Below are 18596 nucleotides of genomic sequence, written 5' to 3' on the forward strand. Positions count from 1 at the left end.
TTGAGCCGATACCTATACAAACTGGACAGTTAAGCAGAGAAACACGGCCCGAAGGCCACTTGATGCAACTGAGACTCATTCTCAACAAAGATGCGTGTTTGTCAAGTTGTGGGACGAACTGAAGAGGCATATCCCGAAACTTTTCGAACAAATGGCTCGCAATTACGAAATCGGCCGCATGGCAGGTCAGCCTGAAGCCATGATTGTCGGCCTATATTGCTTCTGCCACGACCACGGAACCAAAAGGCACGTATCGAACCAGAAAGAGCTGGTCCGAGACCTCGAAGTAGGCCTTTGGCGTGTAGCCCTGTTGCAAGCCTCCCGTGAAACCCGTCGGCACGGTGCCTTCACTGCGCCACTCAAACCAAAGATCGCCTTTGCCACCGGACAGCTGAAACCGGATGGACTCTCCAGGTGTGCGCTCCACAGCAGCGACGCGCAATCCGGTTCCCGGCACACAGGTTTCGCCAAGCGTCAATAACGTACGCGGTGATCCATAGGGATAAGCGAGGAATGCCCCAAAGCCTTCGATCTCACCATCTTGATCTGGCCAGTCACTTTCCAGCTGAACTGCGAACTCCCGGACTGCAATAAGGTCGCCTGTCAGTTTCAGCCCCTTCCCACGAAGTCGCAACACATCCCAATTCCATCCAATGAACAGCCACCCAACCGCCAGAACACACGCAATCACCGAAACCGCAGCCCGTTGGCGCCATCGGCCAACCCGCAGCGACATCACACCCAGAAACAGTGACAGGCAAGCAAGCAACACGCTGAGCATCGCAGCGCCGTAAGACTCATCAGAGTCCACCACGTCCGCAACAACTGGAACGTACTCACCCCACGGTTGAGACCACCAACGAAACCCATTCAAGAAGGGTCCGGATCGGGATGGAGCTTCCGCATCGAAATAGACCCAAGCGAAGACACCAACCAACAAAAGAGCATTCAGGACGACCAACAGAACGACACCGTGCTGCCAATTCAGCCAGTTTTTCAGACCAGGCAACAGGTTGTCACTGCCGGGCGTCCTCTCACGCTGCGCCGAGTCGGCGTTCGTCATTCTCCGGTACCTTTTGCATGGGAGAGTGACAGTAATGCAAACGCTGTACAGAGATTTGCATCATTCTCGAACCACTGCCGATTCTCATTTACCCAAGAGCCATCCGGCCGCTGCGATTCCTCGAGATGAAGGACCAAGTCCGACCGCCAGTTTCGATTTCCTTCAGGAGTTGCAATCACTTCCAGATCCGACGCATCCAATGCGGTCCCAAATGTGTGGAAGTAGTAGTACAACCCTGCAATCCCTTGCCCTGGATTCTCCTGCAAAGAGTAGTTGGCAGCAATCCATTCCAGTGCAGCTTTCGCTCGTGGGTCATCTTTCTCAAGTCCCGCATAAACCAGACTCTTGAACCCGGCGTACGTCATCGAACCGTAACTTCTGAGACCGCCGTTCTCGGTGTATCGTTCGGACGATGAAGGATCGACGGCTTCAGTGGGAATGACGTAGTAGAACCCCCCATCTTTCACCTTGTCAGCGAAAACGGTGTCGTTCCACTGGGCGTCAAGATTTTGGCATCGAGACACGAACACCAACGCTCGGAGAATTGCAGGATCGTCCGGAGGAGTATCCAACGACCTCAGGGCTTCGATGAAGAATCCAGTGTTCGAAAGATCCGGCCGTTCCTTGCCGCTGTAGCCAACACCTCCAAAATGTGAGTCCGATTCGGAGACTCCATCATCAACGCCTACCTGGAGACCACGAATAAATCTGCCAGCGTTCTTCAAGGCAGTATTGTAGCGACCGTCGCCTGCGACCGAATTTGCTTCCGCGAGAGCCATTATTGCGACACACGTTTCATAGTTCCGTAACCGGTCGCTCGCGTAGATTCCACCATCCGCCTGAATCTTGCTTTCAAGATAGGACAGCCCACGCGAAACGAGCGGGTCATCTAACGAAAGTCCATTCTTCAATCCAGCTGCAACTGCCAGCGAAGTCACCCCCGAACCGACTTGCGGAGAAACGGATCCGTCTTCCGCTTGCCCTTGATCCCTCAAAAAGGCAAAGCCTTTCTGAACAACTTCGCTTCGCCGTGATTCAACAGAACCAGAAGACTCCTGGACCTGCGCCGGCAATGCAGCAATCGCAATTGTGAGTACGAGATTTGAGATCATCTAGTTTCGACCTTTTTCTTCGAAGCAAGTTTCCCGCACATGCCTGAACGACAACGGCCATCCATTCTACAGGCGATCGGGGAAAGCAGCACAAATCGGTGAGAGCATTTTTAACGCAAGGTTTGTTCCAATGGGTAAAACGTGGATTCCCAGTACTTCAACAGCAATGCTCGATGGCCAACGACAGTGCACTCGCCACTCTTGGCGAAAATTCCGCCACAGACAACAAGCACTCGACGCGAAGAGAACTCCACATGGCCCGCCGAACTGATTCACACAACAGCGGTCTTCTGACAACCAGGTGAACGCAACTGCAGTTTGACCACCTCCGTGACTTTGAAGTGATCGTATCTGCAGGCATGGCGTGTGATTTGCTTCCAGCTTCGAAACAGAACTCTCCGGCTGAAAATTGCTCACAACCCCTTGCACTCGCAAGCAGACGACACTAGAGTCCTGCAACTGAGACTCAGTGTCAATTAACACTAGTGGCACTTGTTCGAAAACTCACTCTCGGTCCACCGCTTTTTTAGCTCGCACGAAGCTACCTCTTTAGATCAGGAATTCCTCACATGCGTCCCGTTTCTACAAGCGGCCCACCTAAACGACCCGCCTTCACGCTCATCGAATTGCTCGTCGTCATCGCGATTATCGCGATTCTGATTGCACTGCTCCTCCCAGCTGTCCAGCAAGCCCGCGAAGCTGCACGACGAACTCAGTGCAAGAACAACATGAAGCAAATCGGTCTGGCTCTGCACAACTACATGAGCACATATGCGGAAACTCTCCCCAGTGCGGGCAACACCTTGGAAGCAGGGTACCCCGACGATTTTTCGCCGCTGGCTCGTCTCCTGCCGTACTGTGATCAGGCCAATCTGCAGAATCTCATCGACTGGGACCTCCATCTTGGACATCCCGCCGCACAACCACTTCCAGATGAAATGGTGCCGGTCGCGAAGACAGTCGTTCCAATGTTTCTGTGCCCCAGCGATCCAGCCCCTCCCGTGGCGATCGAACCATTTCAAAACACTTTTGAATACGCCGGGACGAATTATGCCGCCAATGGTGGCGATGGCCGCGATGATGGAACCAACCAACTCCATCCGATCAATCGCAACAACGGACTTTTCTGGTGCTCATCAAGCACGCGAATTCGGGACTGCATCGACGGCACGTCCAATACAATCGCCTTCGCCGAGTCAACACGCGGCCCCGGAAGCGATACCACAGGAACGAACAACGACGTCCGCCTCTACCGAATGTATTTTGTCGCACAGCCCTACGACGCTGTTGAACTACCACCTCCATACCAAAACACAGACGGCTATCGCCTGACATCTTGGTTGCGAGCAGTCATTCCTGGCGGTTGCGTCATGAACGGATACCTCACTCCAAACAACGATATTCCTGACGCTGCCTACGGATCTTCCAAAGCAACTGCAGCCCGTAGTTACCACACCGGGGGAGCCCAGTTCCTGATGATGGACGGCAGTGTCCACTTCATCAGTGATTCCGTCGATCGCGATGTCTATCGGGGTGCATGGACAGCCGGTGGTGGCGAAGTCGAAACGCCGTTCTAACGCATTGCGTGTGCTTTTCGGGGACGAACCTCAGCGACAGGAGCTCTCTCGTCCTGAGGGTTGATTGACTGCAAAACAAACGAGTTTGCTCTGTTCGTCATCATCAATACGTCATGCCATACAGAGCCTCTTGTTCGGAACGGAAGAGGAACTTTCGCTCCAGTTTCACGCTGACTGGAAATGAATCGACAGAGACGTTGGTACCTCAATGCCAGCGTCTCTGGCATCAACCCGAATGCCGTGACTGAACATACCAACCCGATCGAATGACTCTTTCCAGCGTTCTCTTGATCGATCAGTTTACTTGAATCAAAGAATGATGAAACACAGACTACTCAGCTCACTACTGACCTTAACTCTCTTGGTTGGATGCGGCGGGAACGAAGTCGCTCAGCCATCAGAGTCTGACGTCGAAGCAACCGCTGCTGGACTTGCAAAAGAATCACAGATCCGGTTTCTCCTCGCGGAAGATTTGAAGTTGATGTCCATGGAACTGACGCCCACCGGAAATGGCAATTACACCGCTACCGGGACAGATGGAAAGAAGACTTCTTACGAAATCACAATCGAACAAACGCCCGGCAAGATCGAATATCAGTGGACAAATTCGAAAGGCAAAAAGGGCAAGGGGTCGCTCAACTATTAGTTCGTGTACTCGTCTGAGAATTTGTTCACGAAGCCTGATCAACGCTTCCCAATTTAGCGCAGTATGAAGATTCACTTTCTCCAGGATGACATAATGAGCCAAGCTATGGCCTCCAAGCGTTTGGCAATCTTAGGCTTCAGCCTATTCCTTTTCCTCCCAACGCTCTGCAGAAATACACAGCTACGAAGTTTCGCTGAAGAACCGGCGTCGCGAAATGACGTTCCGATGCTGATCAGCGTGGAGCTCCCGCGAATCAGAGTTCGCGAATACCACCGACCTTATGTAGCAGTTTGGATTGAAGACGAGTCACGTACCCTAGTGGAGCACATCGCTGTCTGGTACCAACAGGGCATCAACGACGAAGGGCACGGCGAGAAATGGCTCCCCGACCTTCGCCAATGGTGGCGGCGAGGTGGACGTGAGATGGACGAATCTGTCGATGCCGTCTCTGGCGCGACTCGCGGAGTCGGCGAACACCGGATTCGCGTGACTGAAGACCAGATCAAGCAATTGAAGCCGGGAGATTACAGTCTGGTGGTCGAAGCAACTCGTGAAGTCGGCGGACGTGAAATGCTCCGACTCCCGTTTCAGTGGCCACCAAAAGCAACGCAGCAGGCTCAAGAATCGGGTGAGACTGAACTCGGCTCGATCACCCTCGAGGTTTCAGCACCTGCCAACAACTAAACTTCGACCATCCTTTCCTACATTGAGAGAAGACGATGATTCAACGATTCGCAACAACACTCGTGATGTTGACCGTTCTGAGCAACACGTGCCTCGCTCACAAACTCTGGATTCTTCCATCCCAAACACAATTCGCTGGGGATGATGCGTGGGTCACCGTCGACGCGTGTGCCTCGAACGACTTGTTCTACTTCAATCACGTTCCGCTGCCGCTGCAATTCCTTGAGATCGTCGCTCCCGATGGATCAGAGGCGGAAGCAGTCAACAAGTCGATGGGAAAATACCGCAGTGTTTTCGATCTCGAACTCACACAGAACGGAACCTATCGCATCGCTTTGATGAGCAAGTTCTGCTTCGCGTCCTGGGAAAAAGATGGCGAACGTCGTCGATGGCGGGGACTGCCGAGTGAAGTCAAAGATGCTGTGCCAGATGACGCAACGAATTTTCAGGTCTCGGAGAGCCTCGGTCGCCTTGAAACTTTCGTCACCAAGAATAGCCCGACGACAGAAGCGATGACACCAATCGGTGACGGACTGGAAATGATTCCTGTCACTCACCCTAACGATCTGTACGTCGGCGAAGACGCGACTTTCCGAATGTTGGTCAACGGCGAACCTCAAGAAGGACTTCAATTGTCCGTGATCCGCGGAGGAACTCGTTACCGCAATCAACTGGAAGAAAAGAAAGTCACAACCAATGCCCACGGTGAGTTCACCGTGAGTTGGGATAAGCCAGGGATGTATTGGATTTCCACTTCAGCTCAAGATGACAAAACCTCACTCGAGCAAGCTGAAGTCCGCTACCTGGTCTACTCCGCGACTCTCGAAGTTCTGCCTGAGTAACTTAGATCTTCCGAAATAGGCTGGCGACGGAACCGAGTGTTGCACCGCATCTTTCATCTTCTCCTGATCATGACGATCGGCTCTCGACTCGCAGTAGCTGGCGATCACGCAGGTGTGATCACCGGTTCTGAGTTGCCACAAGTCAGCATTCCCAATACGGCACAGTTCGACATGCGCTCGGTCCATGGACGAACTTACCGCATCTTCGTTGCACAACCGTCGGGCGAACGCCCGCCGCGGGGTTGGCCCGTAGTATATCACACCGACGGCAACTCCAGCTTTCCCATCGTCATCGCCGCCGTCGAAGGGCAGTCGCGGTATGATCGTCCAGCTGTCGTTGTGGGAATCGGATACATTGAAGACGATCCGATTCTCCGACGAGGACGTCGAACTTTCGATTTGACGCCGCCCGCTGATCACGAATGGCTCAATACAAAAGCTAAGCCTTTCTCCAACCAGAAGACGGGTGGATGCCAAGAGTTCTTCGAGTTCATCGAGAATGAATTGAAGCCGGAGATCGAAAGCCGCTTCGAAATTGACACCAACCGCCAGACTTTGTTTGGGCACTCGTTCGGCGGTCTCTTCGCACTACATACGTTCTTGAAGAACCCGGAGAGTTTCCAGACGTTCGTGACTTCGAGCCCATCGCTGTGGTGGAATGCTGGCTCTTTGATCAATGAAGAAAGACAATTCGTGCAGCGACTCTCAACCGGAGTCGAAACTCTCGCTGATCGTCCCCAAGGTAGCTCCCATCAAGAACATCTTGCTCACAACACTCGACTTCTCGTGACGATCGGTGAGTTCGAACTGAATCCCCCACCCGGACACGAAGAAGAAAAACCACCAGCTTTTCGAGAAGAAACCGAGATCGGCGATGCCAGCCAACTGGTCGAACGCCTCCAATCAGCTGGCATTCACAATCTGGAAGTTCACTTTCAAGAAATCCCCGAAGCACATCATGGAAGTGCTGAACTGCCTGCTGTAAGCAAAGGGATGCAATTCGCTCTGGACGATTAACTGGCCACGCAGATTAAGTGACATGCGGATTAACAGCTCCCTACAGTGAGTAAGCTTTGATATTGCTGAGCGACTTCCAACGGGTCATGACGATCTGGAGTTTCAAACTCCGAGAGATTCGTCCCATCTCGAAGCACTACGACACGGTCCGCCCACATGGCCACGTTCGGTTCGTGAGTCACGAGCAGAATGGTGCGTTGCTCTTCGTCACAAAGTCCTCTGAGCAGTTTACAAATCTCCTGGCCAGTGACCGAATCGAGACTCCCGGTCGGCTCATCAGCCAATAACAAGTCTGGCTGGCAAGAGAGGGCTCTCGCGATGGCGACTCGCTGCTGTTCGCCACCTGACATGGCTCCGGGCATGTGGTTTCGTCGATCTTGAATTCCGAGTCGTTCGAGAAGCGCGTCGACCTGATCTTCATGATGTTCGCCCAGTGAAGCAGGGAGGCGAATGTTGTCCTCAGCCGAGAGCGTCGGAATGAGATTGAACGATTGAAACACGATCCCCAGATGCTTGCGTCGAAACTTTGTGAGCCGAGAGTCCGACAACTCCGAGATGTCCTGACCGGAAATGAGGATGCGACCGGAGTCCACTCTCGTCAATCCGGCAATAGCGTGGAGCAGCGTGCTCTTTCCTGATCCAGATGCCCCCATGATCGCGATAAACTCGCCGTTCTTGACTTCAAGGTTAATACCTTTCAGCGCTTCGACCGGTGAAGCGCCACGTGAAAAAGTCTTCCAAACATCTTCGACGATCAGTGGAGTTGAATCTGGAGAGTCGTTCATATTCGAATTTCATTCAATGGGGATCTAAGCAGTTTTCAACAGGCGTTTTTTTCGCCGCAGGTGACGCATCTCTCGCCACAAGTTGAGCGAAACGATTCCCAAAAATCGAGCCTGTGCTTGATTCAGAAAGACTCGCCGCACCTATGAAACTTGCGCAGAGACTGCGACAAACTTCCGATCTGGTGAATCGAAATGCCTGCAAGAGAACACGTCTCATACCGGCGCATTTCTTGCACTTCTCGTACCGCTCAAGCGACAACTATCAGGACAGATGTTGACGCCCAGACAAATATACAACTTCGTGGATTCTGTTTATGAAAAGCTGGAGTCTCATTGCTAAACTCGTTTTCTCGCAGATGTGGCATCACCCTGGGCGCCCGCTCATCACGATTTTTGGAGTCATTGCCTCGACATGCGCTGTCGTTTGGGTTGTCAGCGGGTACGACGCACTGGTGTCACAGTTTGATGAAAACGCTCAGAAGTATCTTGGGCGTTACGATGCGCTGATCGTTCCGATCGGCCCGCCGAGTGCTTCCAACATCGTCGATGAACAGATCCTCAAGGAACTAAAAAGCGATGTTGGCGTGCTGGAAGTGAATCCAGTCTCTCAATCACGGGTGACGGTCACACGTATCGCCCAGCCGAGCGACACAACTCAACCGGAGACGACGCTCGGGTTGCTGGTCGGGTCAAAACCTCCAGTCCACGGTGCTCCCCCCATCGACCCACTGTTGGTTGGAACTCCCGCCGTCTCACCACCGTATGAACTGGTTCGAGGAGACTGGCTCGACGGAAAGCCAGATACTCCGGGAGCTGTGTTGGGAGTGCATACAGCGCGAAACCTGAAGATTTCAGTCGGTGATCGAATTCTCGTCACTTCTCTGGCGAATCAGATGGAATTGCCCGTTATCGGACTCATTGAGCAAGCACTGGAATCCCCATCGCTCAATCTCCAAGGCCCCCGCCGCACTCCTCAAGAAGGTCGAGAGAACAGTCCCAAATCCGCCGTTGAAAATCCGGAGCAGAGTTCCAAACAAATGGACTCAGGCAATGCTGCCGAGAGTAATCCGAAACAAGCGGAACTGGCTCTTCCGAGTGCTTACGTTCAAGGCGTCGCAACCAACGCTGTCTATGTTCGCCCTGAGATCGCCGAGCAAATCACAGGATTCGGTGCGCGACCGACAGTGTTGCAGATTGCCCTCCGAGATACGGTCTCAACAGAAGAATTTCAGGATGCCTGGAAGTCGAAATTTTCTGCGATCAAACCACCGCTGCGATTAGTTGATTATTCAACGGTCCGCGGAGGAATGGAGACCACGCGCAGCGTCTCATCTCAACGTTCTCAAGCATGGGCAGCGACGGGAATGGCGTCGTTGGCTGCGGTCTTCGTGATCCTGTCGACCCTCAGCATGGGTGTCACCGAGCGTAGCCGCGAATTTGCAATGCTCCGAGCGATTGGACTGACGCGTCTTCAAGTCGGAGGATTGATAGCTTTCGAGAGTTTACTATTGTCCGGGCTCGGGTGGGCGGGCGGATTGCTGACCGGAGCGATGTTGATCTCGTTGGGCAATCTAGTCATGCCGGGACTCTTTAATTCTGGAGTTGGTCTTGGCTGGACAACGATTACACTCAGTTTGACCACAGTACTCGCTGGTGCACTTGGGGCGGCGATTCTCCCTGTCTGGAGAGTCATGAGAATCACACCACTTGAAGCGATGTCCGAACAGATCCCGTCACCTCGTCGTAGTCGTTGGATTTCATTCACGATTGCAGGTCTGGTACTGGCTTGTCTGGCACCGGTCATCGTCTTTCTGCTGCCGATTGCTCCCGAATGGGGTGTCTTCAGCTATTCGGTCATTGCCTACCCAGCTCTATTGCTCGGCATTGTGCTTCTGACTCCCGCAGTTATCACGATTTGTGAACGCTGGTTTTCCCCCTTGCTGAGCAAGCTCTTTTGGCTCGACAATCAACTCGTGGACACCCAACTCTCAAGCAACATGTGGCGAACGATTGGAGCCACGCTCGCTTTAACTGTTGGACTGGGCTTATATACATCGACGCAGGTTTGGGGATACTCCATGCTGCAACCGTTTCTGCCCGGTGATTGGATGCCCGATGTTCTGGTAGCGTTTCATCCCGTGGGAGTGGACGACGACAGCTTTCAGCAGATCGAGAACATCGAAGGAATCAAGTCCGACGAGGTCTTACCTGTCACGATTGAACAACCGCGATTTCGCTGGCCTGAAGGTGAAGAGCCGGATTCGCTCAGATATGACAATGCGGTCCTATTCGGAGTCGACCCACAGCGGGCTATCGGTGGCAATGATCCACTCTTTCAGTTTGAGTTCGTCGATGGCGATCGAGAGTCTGCAGCGAGAGAACTCGAGAAGGGCGGGGCATGCCTCGTTTCGGAGGACTTTCATATGCTCACTGGAATCGGAACGGGCGATCAGCTGGCCTTTCAACCACCTAATTCTCCCGACGAGACTGTGACCTATCGCGTCGCAGGTGTCATTTCTCTTCCGGGCTGGCACTGGATCACGAAATTCTCCGGAGTGCGACGCCATCATGTTCGGACCGCCGCCATGATGTTCGCAAGTCGTGAGGATGTGCAAGCGGACTTCCATTTGCCGCAATCGGAGTTTTTCTGGCTGAACAAAGAATCATCTGCCTCACTCGCTGCGATTGAATCGGAACTACAGAAAATTGCTGAGTCGAACGCCGGGACAACCATTGATGTTCAGGGATTCGGCAGCATGACATCTTATCGGCCGTTTGCCCGAGTCACCGCGACCGAGACCGTCGACCGGGCAATTCGAATGCACGCAGAAGCGACAATTTGGGGAATGAGCATGCTTCCGCTTATCACTCTGGCAATCATGTCACTGGCGGTCGCCAACGCAGTCATCGCATCGGTCCGCGCACGAACCTGGGAGTTTGGTGTGATGCGTGCAATCGGGATTACTAGGTGGCAGGTCCTCCGCCTGATCATTGCTGAGACCATTCTCATCGGACTTGCCGCTTGCCTGCTCAGTTTGACATTTGGCATCGTGGGTGGATGGAGTGGAGTCGGAATGGCTCGCTACGGGGGAGGCTTCTTTGCGGGCCCCCCATCTCTCGTGATTCCCTGGAAAGAACTCGCAATTGGGTTCGGTTTCACCCTGTCACTCTGCCTGATCGCCGGACTCTGGCCCGCACTCCGCACCGTCCGAACAGAAACGTTAAGCTTGCTTCGTAAATGACAGCTTGCCGCCGGCAACTGAGAACGCAACGACGATCGTCCAATGAACGGTACTTTCGTTTGATTCTGCGTTTTGTGTGAATCAAATGAAAAAGGGGGCATCCGACGTCAATCAACCTTTATTGCGTGTGTTGCGACCGCTGATCTTGAGAACCTGGTCAAGCAATTCGTTCAGCATGATTCCAACTTGCTGTTCTTTGCCTGTCAACTCACGGGTCGAAAGTACTGACTTAAATATCTTCATAACGTCTTCGGAGAAGTTGATTACGTCACTGATGATGTTTGTCGACGCTTCAAGGAGTGTCTTGTCGGGAAGCCGACAGAGCGATTTGACGTTTTCAACATCCATCCGCTCAACATCGGACATGTTTTTGTCCGCCTTATTGAGTAATTCGGCAGAGCGTATCCTCGCCACGTCAATCAATCGTTGGCTCTCACACTCGTCAATTTCTTCCACGATCGACCAGATATTTTTCACGTGAGACAGATTGACAACATATTCATGCATATCCGTTTCACTTCCATTGCCGTGAGGAAATTCCCATCCGGTGATTCGGCAGATGCATAACTTGCCTGCGCGCACGTGATTCATCAATAGGTCGAATCTCTGCGATTCCTTCTGACTCATCTGAGTTTCGATTAGACTCCAGTTTCGCACCGACCTCGACAGAGTCACATCGAGAATGCCTTCGCACTCAAGAGAAACCGAATTCAAGTAGTCCAATGACCAAGATCCATCATATCAACTGCGGAACGCTTCTTGTGAGTGGTTATCCAACTGTTGTCTGCCACTGCCTTTTGTTGGAAGACGAGCAGGGGTTGACTCTGATCGACACCGGAATTGGATTACTCGACGTTCAGGATCCTGCAGGCAGACTTGGTCAGGACCTGATTGATCTGGCAGGATTCCAGTTCAACGAGGTGGACACGGCCGTCCGGAAAATCGAAAAACTTGGACTCTCTCCTGATCGCGTCGACCACATCGTGCTGACACACTGTGATCCTGATCATACTGGCGGACTGGCAGACTTCCCGAATGCCACCATACATCTTGCCAAAGAAGAGTTGGATCAACTTAACAATGAACTTCCACGTTATGTTTCATCTCACTTTGAACATCGCCCAAAGTGGGCTTTCTGCGAACACAACGATCGTGAATGGTTTGGGCTGAAAGCTCGCTCGCTCCCACTGGAACATTCCTCGGAGGTTTTGCTAATTCCGCTCTTTGGCCATACGCTCGGCCACTGTGGAGTTGCCATCCAACAAGGGGACCGCTGGCTATTGCACGCTGGCGACGCTTACTACCTACGTCCTGAATTGTCCGAAGAGAATCATCCCGTCGACGCGTTTGCGGCGCAGCGAGCTGAAGACGATCAAATGCGCCGGAAATCTCTTTCAGAATTGCGAAGACTGTTCCGAGACCATCATGACCAGATTGATTTCGTCGGCTACCACGACATCAACGAATTGCCCTCCGAACAAAGAGATTGAGAGCAAAGCAAAGAGTACTCTCAATACAATTCAGCAAGAGTCTCGAAGATTTCGTAACGCGATGCGACTTCAATACATTTAGTCGGCTTGCGAGAAGTCCGGTTCGACGAGGTCGGCAAGTTGGAGCAAAGACTCCTGCCATCCCAGGTAACACTTTTCAGCGGGGATGGCCTGCGGCAGGCCTTCATGCAGAATTCTCAGCTCTGTTCCACACTTCACTGATCGCAAGGTGATCGTTTTGCTCATCTTGCCAGTCAGGGCCTGGTCGTCGAATTCGTCACACAGACGAATTTTCTTATACGGAACTAATTCGACAAAGTAGCTTGTGAATGAATGGCTGTGACCGTTTGCAAATGCGGTGAACGTCATGTGAAAGCTGTCTCCCTGTTGCGGATTAAATCGATCGAAGCGATCAATCTTGCCGATGTAACCGCGCGGAGGCAGCCACCTGCAGAGTGCATCCGGGTTCAGGAAGGCTTGATAGATACGAGAAGCTGGAGCACGAAGCACACGATGAAGCTGAACGGAATTCGACGACCGCGGCATGAAACACTTATCCTTATTGAGTTGAATCGTTTTCCATCAGTCGAATTCAACTTACTTCAATCGACAACGCGCTCGACTTTTCTCAAAGTTCTTCGAATCTCGCAGGGAAGGCTCCCAAATTGGTGACCGGGTTTCCGTTTCTCATATCAGAAACTCGATGAACTCATTTACAAACATGTCACGCAGAATTCTTAAACGAGTAAGACGACTTCGGCGGACTTCGCACTCATGTGTCATGCAAGGATGTCGTGAATCACTTCTCCAGCGACGTCTGTTAAGCGATAGCTGCGACCGTTGTGGAAATAAGTCAATCTTTCGTGTTCTATCCCAAGCAAGTGGAGCATGGTGGCATGGAGATCGTTGACGCTCACCGGATTTTCGACAGCTTCATAACCGAGTTCGTCGGTTTCTCCGTAGCTGGTTCCGCCTTTGATCCCCGCACCTGCCATCCATTGCAAAAAGCCTTTCGGATTGTGGTCGCGGCCTTTACCGTTCTGAGAAATCGGCATCCGCCCGAATTCGCCTCCCCAGATGACAAGCGTCGAGTCAAGCAGGCCGCGTTGTTCTAAATCGGCCAGTAGTCCCGCCACGGGGACATCTGTCGCTTGGCAATGGTGCGTGTGATTCTCTTCAAGATTGTCGTGGGCGTCCCATTCCCCGTCACTGTAAACCTGCACAAAGCGGACACCACTTTCGACAAGCCTTCTGGCCATCAGGCACTTCGATCCGAATGACTTAGATCTGGGATCATTGATGCCGTACATGTCATGTGTAGCCTGCGTCTCACGGGAGAGATCAACAACCTCCGTCGCTTCTTGCTGCATTCGGAATGCCAACTCGAACGACTGCATTCGATTGGCAAACTCGGCGTCCCGGGCGTGTCGACTCATATGCTCATCGTTCAACTTCGCCATTAAGTCGAGTTGAGCACGTTGGTCCTGTTGGGTGATCTCCGGTTGCCGATTGAGATTGAGAACTGGAGTCCCCTGAGATCGGAAAAGCGTGCCCTGAAACGTCGAGGGCAGAAACCCTGCCCCCCAATTGTGCGGCCCGCCTTTTGCTCCTTGCGTATTCCCCATCACGACGTAACCGGGCAGACTTTGATTTTCGCTTCCCAGACCGTACGTCACCCAGGCTCCCGCAGTTGGAAAGCCCGGACGAGGCAGCCCGCTGTTGATCTGATAGATCGCTGGTACGTGATCATTCGACTCGCTATGGCAAGACTTTATAAATGCCATCTTGTCGACATGTTTGGCAACATTCGTGTACTTATCGCACACCCACTGTCCTGACTCTCCGTACTGTTTAAACGAATACGGGGACTTCATAATTGGTCCAGGATTGCCAAAGAACGCCTGAATGTCGGTCTTTTGGCCATCTCGTTTTTCCAATTCCGGCTTCGGATCAAAGATGTCCACCGAACTGGGAGCCCCTTCCATGAACAGCCAAATAATCGACTTGGCTTTGGCAGGAAAATGACCTGCTCTCGGAAGGAGTGAAGTGATCGGCTCCTCTGAATCCACCGGATCAGGTGCAGCGAGAAGGTTCTGGTCAGCGAGCAGGCTGGCGAGTCCAACCATCCCAGCACCGCCTCCCGCTCGACACAACCACTCTCGTCGACTGAGCAGTGAGGCAACGCGACCACACGGAAACAATTGAGGCTGCTTTTTCATATCAGGCCACCTAATTCACGTAAATAAACTCGTTCAACCCGAAAAGTGACTGACAAAAATCGGTCAGAGCTTCGAGTTGAGGATTCTCTTCACTGCGTTCCGATCTCACTTGAATCTGTGTTTCCAGAAACTCCGTTGACGCTGAAATTTCACTTTCAGTCGGGAGACGGGAGAAGGACAATTGAAATGCTAATTCGATCACCAAGTCGAGGTTTACATCGGTTGAAGACGACTCCGCAGATGTCCTGTCAACTAACAACTCTGCAAATTCACGAGCAACAGCCCGGACAAAACCATCGTTCAGAATCACCATCGCTTGCGGTGCGACCGTAGTGTTTGTGCGGCGTGCACAGCTGACCATTAAGTCCGGCCGATCAAATGCTTGGAACATTGGATAGGGAATCAGCCGCTTGTGGAACATGTACACGCTGCGTCTTCGTGTGCTGGCGTCATCGGGAGCATTTTCTGGATAGCGTTCGCCTTGAATATTCCGAGCGAGATTAGCTTCTGGAGAGATGTAAGGCTTAAATCCTGGCCCACCAGCTTGCAGATTTAATGTGTCACTCACCGAGAGCATTGCATCCCGAATCACTTCCGCTTCAAGCCGAACTGGAGTCATCTTCCATAACAATTGATTGCCCGGATCAACGTTCAGTCCGCGAGGATCAACAGCTTCTTGAGTACTCGACTGTTGCCATACTGCGCTTGTAAGGATTTTGCGGTGAAGTGATTTCAGCTCCCAACCGGAGTCGACGAAATCATCCGTCAAATACTCGAGCAGTTCCGGATGCGTCGGCGGAACGCCGCGAACACCAAAGTCACCCGTCGTCTGGACAATTCCCTTTCCGAAGTGGTGATGCCAAACCCGATTGACGATCACACGAGCCAGTAACGCTCCGCCCCCTTGAACGGTATCGGTAATCCAATTGGCCAGAGCCCGCCGCTGAAGCGTACTCTTGGGCTCGCCCATTTCAGAGTAAGCAGCTTTCGCTTGTTCCCAATACTGACTCGCATCAGCACCAGCAGACAACATTTCAGGGAACCCGAGATCAAGCTCGATCTCGCGATCGTAGAAGTCGCTACGGCGAAACAACCACGTCGTCCTTCGCTCACTATCGAAGTCTTTGAAGAAAAACCCGTCTTCGCCGCTCGGAAGTTTTGCCGTCACGCGATCACCGCTATGAAAAACTCCCAGCAACTGATAGTAATCTTTCGCCGAGAACGCATCGAACTTGTGATCGTGGCAGCGAGCACAAGCAACTGTAATCCCCAGTAGCCCGGACCCTAAAGTAGAGATCACATCGTCCAGCTCATTATAGCGATTTAAGAGTCGCTCACTCTCAAGGAAGGAATCCGGCAGCTTGTAACACGTTCCAGCAGTGAGAAACCCGGTTGCCGAGACGGCAGCGTCGCTGTCGGGGGCGTATTCGTCTCCCGCAATCTGCCACCGTACGAATTGATCGTAAGGCATGTCATCGTTTAAAGCTTTGATAACAAAGTCGCGGTAGCGGAAAGCGAATGGTCGATCTGTATCTGCTTCCTGCCCATCGCTGTCGGCATATCGTGCTACATCCAGCCAGTGCCGTCCCCATCGCTCTCCGTAGTGAGGAGAATCCAGGAGTTGATTGACTAACTTCTCAATTGCTTTGTCAGGATCCAGATTGTGATCGCGAACAAACTCACTCACCTGTTCCGGGTTTGGCGGTAGTCCGATCAGATCGAAATACAATCGACGGACCAGCGTCTTCGCATCAGCAGGCTGAGCTGGCCGCAAATCTGCCTCATGCAGCTTCTGATAGATGAAGCGGTCGATTGGACTCTTCGACCAGTTGTCATGAGAATGCCGCGACGGAGGAATCGCTTGTTCGGCGAGACGTTGAAACGCCCAATGGGTCTTGGCTCGATCCAACTTTGGATTGACAACATTCGCACTCGCAGGCCAGACGGCACCTTGATCGATCCATCGACGAACCAGTTCAATCTGCTCAACCGAAAGCTGTTTACTCCCATCCGGCGGCATGAGTCGCTCCCCCTCGTCGCCGGAAATCATTTGAAACAGCAAGCTATCTTCACCCTTTCCAGCTTCGATCAATGTCCCGCTGTCACCACCGTCGAACGCTCTTTCCTTAATCCCCAAATTGAGATTGCCCTCCTCAGTGGTTCCCGCGTGGCATTCGTAGCAGTGCTCACGAAAGATCGGCTGAATGTCTCGCTCAAAATCAATCGTCTCGGGAGGATTGAGAGCGTCTGAGGATTGGCCGGAAACGCTGTGCACAAGCAATCCAAGCCAGATGGCCATGAACGCAAAACAGCAACTCAACAATGAATTCACAGAAAGACCTCAGTGAAAATCGTTCCGGGGGGACATTCGGGAAGGAGATTCCGCAATTGTGATCGGTAGGCAAATTTGGACTCTCCATTTTACTGGAGTCAGCCCAAACAACAATTCGCGTTTGCGCAAATCACTTTCGATATTTTCCCGCGTCAGTTTTCTTTCAAATCGTTCCGCCGACGATACTCGCTGGGAGTCGCCCCGAAGTGCTGGCGAAACGCCTGCGAAAGCGATGCGCTCGTTGCGAAACCAGCCTCAACAGCAATCTGAGCGATAGGGATATCAGAGTCCAACAACAGGCGTCCGACATGAGCCATTCGGACACGTCGAATTTCTTCCGCAGGGCTACGATTCAAAACCGCCCGAAATCTCTTCTCCAACCTCCTGCGAGAAATTGGAAACTCTCTCAACAGATCGGACACGGTCATCCCTTGTCCGGCATTGTCGCGAATGTAACGTAAGACTTCGGCGACCTCATGATCTGCCATCGCAAGAATATCGGTCGAGTGGCGTTCCCGAACTCGGAGCGGAGGAATCAAGACCGGTCGCTTCGCAGGACGACGACCTTTCATCAAGCGATCCAAAGTTTGCGCCGCCGTTTCTCCAATCCGATGACTCGCCAACTCGACTGCCGAAATCTGAGGCGAAGCCACATTGCACAACAGGTCATCATCATCACCCGAAAGGACCGCAACGTCGTCCGGAATCCGAACAGACTCCAACGCACAGATCTCAACAAGTTGCCGTGCTGGATACGGATCGGCCGCGAAGATTCCCAAAGGACGCGGAAGAGTCGAAAGCCACTGTCGAACGTTTGAATAATTCGTCAACCATCCTGCAGCGTCTTCGGATGTCGATTCATACATTGCACATTCGAATCCGCCTTCTTCAACCGCTTCTTTGAACGACAGAGATCGAATATCCGAGTAACGACCAATCGGCGGGGCGTAACACGCAAAGTGCTCGATGCCTCGCTCGCGAAGATGATCAAACGCCATCACACCGCGCGCAGCATCATCGGTCGCAACACGAGCCAACCAGTCATGCTTCGGGACCATGTTCCCCACATCCACAACCGGCAACTCCAGACTCTCAACATGCCGAACCGAAGCTTCGCTCCGCAGCGACGCAATCACACCATCGCCGTTCCAAACAGTCGGCAATCGTAAACGCCCTTGCGGGTCACGCGGAGTAATCAACACTGTCCAGCCACGACCGCGACCAAATCGACACACCGCCTCAACTATGTTCCTACCCCAGGAATCATCAGTTTCGACGAGAATCCCAACATGCTTCGGACGATTCGACGTTCTCACACGTGTTCCAATAAACAGATCAACACTACTACCGCACTGCGCATCATCATAATCGACTTTCGCCTCTGCGCACACCTTACTCTTCAATCCCGCCAAGCTAGGCAATCAAACTCAACTTGAAATTCGAGAGTCTCCAAGCCTAATAATGCCAAAAAAATACGGCGCGACGTCACAGATTGCCCCGGAATTGTGGACTCTACATTGACGGCAATGTTACCCTAAACGAGAGACCGGAGTTACGAGACCGCTTGATGACTCATTGACGGAATTC

At 52.5% G+C, this 18596-nt stretch carries 15 protein-coding genes; 7 read left to right on the forward strand and 8 right to left on the reverse strand.

What is annotated here, in order from left to right:
• Window positions 1-211: 211 nt before the first annotated feature.
• Together AB1L42_RS00465 and AB1L42_RS00470 are read right to left on the reverse strand one after the other, a co-directional pair.
• A complete protein-coding gene (locus tag AB1L42_RS00465) occupies window positions 212-1063 on the reverse strand; it encodes a hypothetical protein (RefSeq protein ID WP_367050007.1) in 852 nt (283 codons plus the stop codon).
• Window positions 1060-2175: a hypothetical protein gene (locus AB1L42_RS00470; RefSeq protein WP_367050009.1), complete on the reverse strand. Its 1116-nt coding sequence runs from the start codon at window positions 2173-2175 to the stop codon at window positions 1060-1062. The genes AB1L42_RS00465 and AB1L42_RS00470 overlap by 4 nt, the downstream gene beginning before the upstream one ends.
• A 569-nt stretch (window positions 2176-2744) precedes the next feature.
• Here AB1L42_RS00470 and AB1L42_RS00475 point away from each other — a divergent pair.
• From AB1L42_RS00475 to AB1L42_RS00495, 5 genes are all read left to right on the forward strand, one after another.
• Window positions 2745-3752 carry a DUF1559 domain-containing protein gene (locus AB1L42_RS00475; protein ID WP_367050011.1) on the forward strand — a complete coding sequence of 336 codons (1008 nt, stop codon included), beginning with the start codon at window positions 2745-2747 and terminating at the stop codon, window positions 3750-3752.
• Window positions 3753-4068: 316 nt separating this feature from the next.
• Entirely contained in the window at window positions 4069-4398 is a 330-nt protein-coding gene (locus tag AB1L42_RS00480) for a hypothetical protein (RefSeq protein WP_367050013.1), read from the forward strand.
• A gap of 105 nt (window positions 4399-4503) precedes the next feature.
• Window positions 4504-5082, forward strand: coding sequence for a DUF2271 domain-containing protein (locus tag AB1L42_RS00485; protein ID WP_367050016.1), 579 nt, complete (start codon window positions 4504-4506; stop codon window positions 5080-5082).
• Between the two features lie 35 nt (window positions 5083-5117).
• Window positions 5118-5924 (forward strand): DUF4198 domain-containing protein, encoded by an 807-nt coding sequence (locus AB1L42_RS00490; protein ID WP_367050018.1) that lies wholly within the window; start codon window positions 5118-5120, stop codon window positions 5922-5924.
• 36 nt (window positions 5925-5960) lie between these two features.
• Window positions 5961-6941 carry an alpha/beta hydrolase-fold protein gene (locus tag AB1L42_RS00495; protein WP_367050020.1) on the forward strand — a complete coding sequence of 327 codons (981 nt, stop codon included), beginning with the start codon at window positions 5961-5963 and terminating at the stop codon, window positions 6939-6941.
• A gap of 29 nt (window positions 6942-6970) precedes the next feature.
• Here the strand turns inward: AB1L42_RS00495 and AB1L42_RS00500 are convergent, their stop codons facing one another.
• A complete protein-coding gene (locus tag AB1L42_RS00500) occupies window positions 6971-7726 on the reverse strand; it encodes an ABC transporter ATP-binding protein (protein WP_367050022.1) in 756 nt (251 codons plus the stop codon).
• A gap of 314 nt (window positions 7727-8040) precedes the next feature.
• On the opposite strand from AB1L42_RS00500, the gene AB1L42_RS00505 reads away from it, so the two are divergent.
• The gene (locus AB1L42_RS00505) at window positions 8041-10968 is read left to right on the forward strand and encodes an FtsX-like permease family protein (protein ID WP_367050024.1); all 2928 of its coding nucleotides are present in this window, start codon (window positions 8041-8043) and stop codon (window positions 10966-10968) included.
• Window positions 10969-11079: 111 nt separating this feature from the next.
• Here AB1L42_RS00505 and AB1L42_RS00510 read toward each other — a convergent pair whose 3' ends face one another.
• A complete protein-coding gene (locus AB1L42_RS00510) occupies window positions 11080-11559 on the reverse strand; it encodes a hypothetical protein (protein ID WP_367050026.1) in 480 nt (159 codons plus the stop codon).
• Window positions 11560-11690: 131 nt separating this feature from the next.
• Here AB1L42_RS00510 and AB1L42_RS00515 point away from each other — a divergent pair, with 131 nt between their 5' ends.
• On the forward strand, window positions 11691-12458 hold the full coding sequence (locus tag AB1L42_RS00515) for an MBL fold metallo-hydrolase (protein ID WP_367050028.1): 768 nt from the start codon (window positions 11691-11693) through the stop codon (window positions 12456-12458).
• A 78-nt stretch (window positions 12459-12536) separates the two neighbouring features.
• Here AB1L42_RS00515 and AB1L42_RS00520 read toward each other — a convergent pair whose 3' ends face one another.
• The 4 genes from AB1L42_RS00520 to AB1L42_RS00535 form a co-directional block, all read right to left on the reverse strand.
• Complete coding sequence (locus tag AB1L42_RS00520) at window positions 12537-13004, reverse strand: SRPBCC family protein (protein WP_367050030.1); 468 nt, start codon at window positions 13002-13004, stop codon at window positions 12537-12539.
• Between the two features lie 233 nt (window positions 13005-13237).
• On the reverse strand, window positions 13238-14677 hold the full coding sequence (locus tag AB1L42_RS00525; RefSeq protein WP_367050032.1) for a DUF1501 domain-containing protein: 1440 nt from the start codon (window positions 14675-14677) through the stop codon (window positions 13238-13240).
• Between the two features lie 10 nt (window positions 14678-14687).
• Entirely contained in the window at window positions 14688-17009 is a 2322-nt protein-coding gene (locus tag AB1L42_RS00530) for a PSD1 and planctomycete cytochrome C domain-containing protein (RefSeq protein ID WP_367050034.1), read from the reverse strand.
• Between the two features lie 152 nt (window positions 17010-17161).
• Window positions 17162-18325 carry a substrate-binding domain-containing protein gene (locus AB1L42_RS00535; RefSeq protein WP_367050036.1) on the reverse strand — a complete coding sequence of 388 codons (1164 nt, stop codon included), beginning with the start codon at window positions 18323-18325 and terminating at the stop codon, window positions 17162-17164.
• Window positions 18326-18596 lie beyond the last annotated feature (271 nt).

This window comes from Thalassoglobus sp. JC818 (genome assembly GCF_040717535.1).
Taxonomy (GTDB): Bacteria; Planctomycetota; Planctomycetia; order Planctomycetales; family Planctomycetaceae; genus Thalassoglobus.